Genomic DNA, 6,890 nt, shown 5'->3' with positions numbered 1-6,890 from the left:
AACTCAATGTGATCCTTGTGCAGTGAAGCTCTCAAATACGAATCTTCCTCAACATGATTGTTGGGGAGCGCGGGTTTATAGTTAATGCTGTTTATGATCAGATTAAGATAAGGCTCAAAATCGAGTTCTGATTGACTCAAAACTAATTTTGGTGGCAATTCGATTTGGTAATCCATGTCCTTTAAAAGGAACTTTGAGCTAGGACTAATTTTCCAATCTATGGTGAATTTATTGGTCAAAGAAGCTTTCTTAAATTGTAGGAAGTTGTCTACATTCAATGCATTTGTTTGCTTAATCAAAGCGATATTTTGATTGTATATTGAGTTATTCGATATCTCTCGATTCATAAGCTCTGTTTTGGCACGTTGAAGTCTTGACTGAAGTTCTCCCAGGCTATCGGCTGGTAGTAGGGACGTAATTAAGTCTTTAGTTTGAGCCAAGGGCTTAATTTCTGGGTAAAGAAAATCTTGCTCTAATTCTTGGATAGTAATTATTGGTTTGGCTAAGTAGTTCGGGTTAGGGGCTTCTTTGTTAAGCAACCCGCTGTTATCTGTTAAGACCAGCGATAGATTTTCTTTGAGATAATTACGAACCGCTGCTTTCTGATTCTTTTTGAATTCATCTACCAGATTAGTTAGTTCTTCACCGTTGCTCTTGGGGTAATCGTAGCTTGCGTTTTTACTGTTTTCTTTTATTTCGTAGTAAAGGTTACCAATGTCATCGATCATGGAGTTGTTGTCCTGTAATTGAGCCGCTTGATCAATCGCCTGCTTAAGGGCTTTGTTGTCAAATGTCGGAATTACCTGAACTGGAAAGAAGAAAACATCAATATCAGTGAAGTCTCCGTTCGCCCAAGAAATTGGGATTCCAATAGGTGCGAGAGCCCAAGAAATAGGGAATAGAATCAAGTTTCTTTCCATCGGTTTATAGGCTAGCCAATTAGAATCTATTTCTTCGCAGTTACCTGACGTGAGCCCGAAAATGCCTCTGTGGCAGCGTTTGTGTTCAGTGTGTGAAAGGGTGTGTAAAGTCAGATTGTTGAGCAGGATTTCGCCTCTGGAGTCGTTTATATTAGTGAAATACCACTTATCGCCTGTTTTAACTAGGTCCGCATATAGTTCGTATTCACCAAAGGAATCATCAGAAATGAGAGCAGGATCTAAAGTTTGAATTGGTTTATTGATTGAGCAACCGGAAAGTACTGAAAAAAATAGTAAAAAAGGTAATATGCGCGACATAGTAACTGCTGTTTAAACTAAGGAATCAAATCTGGCTCATGATAAACCAAAAAGCCTTTCTGCTTAATTCTTCATCTCCAAATTTGCGTACTAAGACTCTACTTTTAGTTCTACTGTCTATATTTTTTTATGGCTGTGCTTCTAAACCGTGGAGTCATTGTGACGACAAAAGCTGCGAGCTTGATGTAATCAAGGATATTGGATATGAGAAAGCCGAAAAAGTTGGGCATATCGATGATTTCTATGAGTTAAGAAACCTCTGCGATGATTTTTATGAACTGTATCGTTACTCTGATGCTGAGCATTGTCTGATTAGGCTAGAAAGTAGAGTCGATAACTTACCCTATATGAAGCTAGGGCGTTATCACAAAGACGTGTCGGCGTTTGACAGGACAGATTATTATAGGCAGAACGCTGAAGCCTCGATTAGGTCGGCACAGCTATATCTTGATTACCACGATTGTAATAAGTCATTAGGGTATGCGACGAAAGGTCTAAATCCGTTTCAAAATTCCTATCCACCAACCATGGAAGATGAATACCGCGAGCTGCGTCGTTTAAAGGGCTTGTCTGCAGCTTGCTTGGGTAATACTAGTGCTGCTGAGCAGGAAATTGGCTATATTCGTGGTATTTCACTTGGTGTTCTGAATAGAACTGATGATGATGTAAAAAATAAGCTAGCAATCGCCGATGTTTACCAAGCGCTTGGGAAATACGGTCAAGCAGAAAACGAATTGAGACGCTCCAACGCTTGGAGCATGACCGATTTTTTGATGGTTGGAGCTAGTATTTATGCAGCGGGAGCGGCTGGGCCTAATAGTATTCCTGCTCTAGACTATCTGCAGGCTGTTAACCAGGCAACACAGTCTGGCGAATTACCAAAAGATAAAGAGATTCCACATCTGTATAAGTTAGCACGCTCTTATCTTGCAAGAGATTTCTACAACAGTTCAGTTGGTATGTATGAAAGGTTGTTTTCTAGAGATGACTTGAAGTCAAAGTTTCCTGACGTCTACTATGCAGCACTGGGAGATTATGCTTTAAGTTTACGAAATGCCGATCAGTCTGACAAAGCAAAAGAATATTTTATAAAAGCGATAGACTTTTACGAACGAAACAGAAACTTTATAAATGCCAGTTCCTCAAAGATTGGTTATATGTCAGATAAGTTTGAAGTATACAGTGCTTATATCGACTACCTTATAGAGATTGGCGATCACGGAAAAGCTTTAGAATATGCTGAGAGATCCAAGTCTCGCGCACTAGTTGATAGTCTTGCGGCTAAAGAAAAGTTTGGTTCACGTTCTTCTAAGGCTGATTCTTTAATTAATGAGATCAAGATTCTTGAGGAGAACAGTTTTAACAAGTCTGAAGACGAACGCAGTATGATCTTAAGCTTGCGTTCCGAATTGAAAGCTGAAGCGCCAGAGTTACTTTCATTGATCAGTGTGCCAAGTATTAATATCGCGGACATGCAGTCTACTGTACCTGACAATACTTCCATGTTGTTCTTCTCACAATCAGTCAAAGGTTTGAATGTCTTTGCTCTCAACAAAGATAGTGTTTACGGACATATGGTTGAGTTGGCAAATATTGACACGCTTGTCGAAGAGTATTTGGAAAAGATACGGACTAGGTCTGATGATTATCTATCAAATAGTCGCGCCTTATATGATGCACTCATCAAACCCGTAGAACCACACTTAAACGGTACCAGTCTATTAATTACACCCTATGGAAAACTGCATTACTTGCCATTTGGGTCTCTGCACGATGGGCAGAGTTTCCTAGTAGAGAAATACAGCTATTCGTTAATGCCCAATATTTCAATTATAGAGCTTTTGTCCAATAGAGTTGTTCAAAGCGAGAAGGCATTAGTAATTGGTAATCCCGCAAATGACCATGGATTTTCCTCCTTAGAAATGAGTGAGCTTGAAGCTTCAGCGATCGGTAATCTTACATACAGATCAAAAACCTTGAAAGGTGAGCAAGCAACTGAAACTGAATTCAAAAATAGCATTTCAGATTACGGAGTTATTCATTATGCAGGTCATGCCTATTTCAATGAGAATGAGCCTCTTCTCTCATCGCTTGTTATGGCTGGAGACGATAAAAATGATGGGATGTTCACTCTGTCTGAACTCTATGAGACAAATATTTCCGCTGACTTGGTTACGCTATCTGCCTGTGAGACAGGCTTAGGAGAGGTAAGATCCGGTGATGAAGTGTTTGGTTTTACTCATGGCTTATTGTTTTCAGGTGCTAATTCTGTAGTCAGTAGCTTGTGGAAAGTTCCTGATGAAGAGACAGGTTTACTCATGCTCGGCTTCTACAGTAATCTTGAATCTATGAGTAAATCAGAAGCACTACAGCAGGCCAAAGTATTTTTACTTAACGATATTAATCCACATCCGTATTATTGGTCTTCCTTTGAATATACAGGGCTTAATTAACCCTTTTTTGTTGTAGCGTTTCGCTTGCATCAAATATCAAGCCGTGTGTTTTATATGCGTGATAAATGAGTTGCTCATGCAGGCTCTTGTTTAGGTCAAGGGTATTAAGCTCTGCGAGCTCTTGATCAAGGCTTTGTTTGCATGAATTTGATATTGGAAGAATAGTGTTTTCTTCCCAATCATATCCCTTCGGTGAAAGAATAAGTATCGCTTTGCCACTGGTTAACGCTTTTTCTGCCAGCTCGATTGCATGCTCGTCGATAGTTTTGCAGAAATTCTCGGAAGCAATGTAGTGGCTAGAGGCGAATTCACCTACTAATACCTGCTTAGGGATAGAGCGATAGTTGGATGCTTTTGGCAGAACAGTAGCAAGTGTGTTTTTGGGCTTCTTGTTCTTAGTTGCTTGTAACTTACAGTTTATTGCCCAGAATTCTTTATCTAGATTGATTTGTTTAAAACATGCTGCCTTGTTTTTTGAACGAGTTGCGACGGATGCTGTGCTTCGGTAACCCGTACTCAAAAGTTTGGCAATTCGTTCCTTATCTGAAACCTGAATCAGCTTTTGTGTTTCTAGGTAATCCAAACGATGGCTTCCTTCGCTCAGCATAATCATACTTTTCGAAGACATTGAAAACAGTTTTATTTTTCCTTGCGAAATTGTGATGACAGATTGTTTGTCTAAATAGTCTCCTGATGAGACAGGTTTACAAGGGGGTCGCTGAACCGAAGTTTTGGATACACAAGCGCTATTTTGGGTGCTTAGTGAGACAACCAGATATGGGAGGTCAGGCCTACTTGGTTGTGCTAAGACAAACTGAGATGTAGAAATAAGAAAAAGAAAAAGGAACAGTGCATATAAGGTAATGCTGCCTGTTCTGATTTCAGTTTGCTTAATCATTCTACTTACCAACCTAACCTTCAATAGAAAGCCCCATTAGATCAAAGTTTTAGAGTGCTTGCATTAACTTTGTCCCCCAAGCGTCCCGTTACCCCTTTTACTACTTTCTGTAAATTTACTCCCGACTTAAGCAAATGCCAAAAGCGTTGCATGCGCTTTAACGCGTGTTATCACTTTTACGTATTCAAACCATAAATGTCGGAGGAAATTATGACAAATCTATATAAGTCAGTTGGGCTAATAATCGGTGTATCGCTAACTGCCGCATGTTCAACAGTTAATGATGTACCACAAACGCCAGCACCTCAAACAGCAGAGTGTAATTTTGACGGTACGGAAAAGGAAGCTCCAAATTGGGTGTGTACAGGGGTTATGGGTGACCTAGTTACAGGAAGGGGAAGTTATGACCGTAACAGTGCCAGCGAGAACCTCTCATTTCAAATTGCTCAGCAACGCGCTCGAACAGATCTCGCAAGAAAACTAACTGTTGATTTAAAGGCAGCGCTAAGTGATTACGAGTCTATCACTGGATCAGGTCTGAGTGAGCGGGCAGAAAAACATGTACAGGAAATAGGGCAAAGTGAATTAAAGATGCCGCTATCGGGAAGCCGTGTTTATGCCTCGGTTACTGACCCAAATGGGGTGAAGTACGTGCTGGTGGGGATTGATGAAGAGTTGGCCAAGAAGAACAAGAAGCTCTTCATCAAATCGAGCTTTAGAGACGCTGAAGCTAAGTGGACTAAAGAAGAAGCAAAGAAAGCTTACGACGAACTAGAAAAAGTACTGAATAACGAACACTAACAACACTTAAGGATACAACGATCATGACAAACCTAATGACAACTAAAAACCTACTTGGCGCATCTATACTAGCAATTTTGACCGGTTGCGGATCAGGAAGCGATGGCGATTCAGGGCAACCAATAAACCCCGTAAACGAAGGAGGAGAAATTAACAAAAGCGACCTGCCTAAGGTCAACTTTCCAAAAATCGCTACAGGAGAAATTAATGACCAGAATGTTGAATCTGTAATTTCAGAGGTATATCAACTAAACGAGTACTGGTTAAACGAACTGAGATACAAGCTTGAGAACGTTGATCTAGAACTTGGCAATTCGGTAACAACGGCTAGCTATCCGAACGGTTCATCAGATTTAAGCGATCTTTGTGATAGAGGTGGATCGTACTTAGTAGAATTCTACAGCGTTACTTCTTTACAAGATGGAAATGGCAGCCGCGTTCACGGAGCTGGCGATTATATAGATATCGACTTTGCTCAGTGCGGAGCCGATTTTTTACATTCGGGATACTATATTTCGGGCTCGCATCGGTACGATATTTTAAGTGGTTATTTTGATGGCTATGACTACATAGCTGAAAATACCACGGTGAAAGAAACGTATGAAAATAGGGTGCTCGACTATGGAACTTACAATCTAGATGATCTTGAAAGCTTTGTTGAGTTTCAGAATGGCTCGATAACTTTTGACCTTAGAGATGCGAATACCTTGGCAATGAGTGGGCAAAGGTATGAAGAAAAACCTACCAATTTATATTTCAACGACCCTTATCAAATTAGTGATTTTGCGATTGAACTCAGACAAGAACCCGGTAGGTGGAGCTGGGATGGTACTTACTATCTCGATACTGATTCAGCGCTTAACTTTGCGTCGCTTGAACTCAATGTTTCGTATTCGGTCGATATAACAGAAGCGCTCGTCTATACCGATTATAACTCCGAATATTCAGCTGGTGTTGTTTTAGTAACAGGCCTATCAAGTCAGGTAGAGCTTACTTATTACGACACTCATATTGCTTATCGTCTTGACGAAGATGACGACGGCTTCTTCGAAACAGAGAGCATCGTTTCTTACAACGAGCTTTAAGGTAAAGGGAGTTAGCGATTATGAAGTGCATGTTCGATAAAAGAGCATTGGCTATATCTTTAGCGATCTCCGTCACTGGGGGGGCCGCATATGCGGCACCTGTTGAAATGTTACCCCTTAGCGCACGTACATTGGCGCAAGGAGGAGCTGGAGTTGCGGCAGTTAATGGAGCGACCTCTATGGCAATTAATCCAGCTGGTATGGGATTTAGTGAGTTCAACGCTAGGGATACTGGGGAATTTGTGCTTATTGGTGCTACTAGCTATGAAAATACGGGGCTTGGGTCGGACGACGATGGCGGTGTGTTTTGGGCTAAAAGGTACACAAAATGGGCTTTCGGCCTCGGTTTATATGATACTCACAACATAAGAGTGTCTTTTAAAGAGCCCAGTCAAGGAACTGAAGAAGCGGCGAT

The 6,890-nt window shown here is 40.8% G+C and carries 6 protein-coding genes; 4 read left to right on the top strand and 2 right to left on the bottom strand.

The annotated features are described in order from the left end of the window. Window positions 1-1,238: hypothetical protein (locus tag A3761_RS02995; protein WP_156491542.1), on the bottom strand; the 1,238-nt coding region annotated here is incomplete at its 3' end. A gap of 38 nt (window positions 1,239-1,276) precedes the next feature. Between A3761_RS02995 and A3761_RS02990 the strand changes: the two genes are divergently transcribed. Further along, window positions 1,277-3,691: a CHAT domain-containing protein gene (locus A3761_RS02990; RefSeq protein WP_068643082.1), complete on the top strand. Its 2,415-nt coding sequence runs from the start codon at window positions 1,277-1,279 to the stop codon at window positions 3,689-3,691. On the opposite strand, the gene A3761_RS02985 is transcribed toward A3761_RS02990, so the two are convergent. Beyond that, on the bottom strand, window positions 3,684-4,319 hold the full coding sequence (locus A3761_RS02985) for a hypothetical protein (RefSeq protein ID WP_156491541.1): 636 nt from the start codon (window positions 4,317-4,319) through the stop codon (window positions 3,684-3,686). The genes A3761_RS02990 and A3761_RS02985 overlap by 8 nt on opposite strands. Window positions 4,320-4,799: 480 nt before the next feature. Between A3761_RS02985 and A3761_RS02980 the strand changes: the two genes are divergently transcribed. The 3 genes from A3761_RS02980 to A3761_RS02970 form a co-directional block, all read left to right on the top strand. Next, entirely contained in the window at window positions 4,800-5,390 is a 591-nt protein-coding gene (locus tag A3761_RS02980) for a hypothetical protein (RefSeq protein WP_068740108.1), read from the top strand. A 23-nt stretch (window positions 5,391-5,413) separates the two neighbouring features. After that, window positions 5,414-6,475 carry a hypothetical protein gene (locus tag A3761_RS02975; protein WP_068506800.1) on the top strand — a complete coding sequence of 354 codons (1,062 nt, stop codon included), beginning with the start codon at window positions 5,414-5,416 and terminating at the stop codon, window positions 6,473-6,475. A gap of 20 nt (window positions 6,476-6,495) precedes the next feature. Next, a partial coding sequence (locus tag A3761_RS02970) for a hypothetical protein (RefSeq protein WP_197472767.1) occupies window positions 6,496-6,890 on the top strand: 395 nt, incomplete at its 3' end.

The organism is Oleiphilus sp. HI0123, from assembly GCF_001635315.1.
This window is presented reverse-complemented; position numbering and strand designations above follow the sequence as displayed.

Excerpts from the sequence above, each read along its gene's own strand:
- A3761_RS02990 (WP_068643082.1), top strand. The coding sequence starts at position 1,277 with ATGATAAACCAAAAAGCCTTTCTGCTTAATTCTTCATCTCCAAATTTG.
- A3761_RS02980 (WP_068740108.1), top strand. The coding sequence starts at position 4,800 with ATGACAAATCTATATAAGTCAGTTGGGCTAATAATCGGTGTATCGCTA.
- A3761_RS02975 (WP_068506800.1), top strand. The coding sequence starts at position 5,414 with ATGACAAACCTAATGACAACTAAAAACCTACTTGGCGCATCTATACTA.
- A3761_RS02985 (WP_156491541.1), bottom strand. The coding sequence starts at position 4,319 with ATGTCTTCGAAAAGTATGATTATGCTGAGCGAAGGAAGCCATCGTTTG.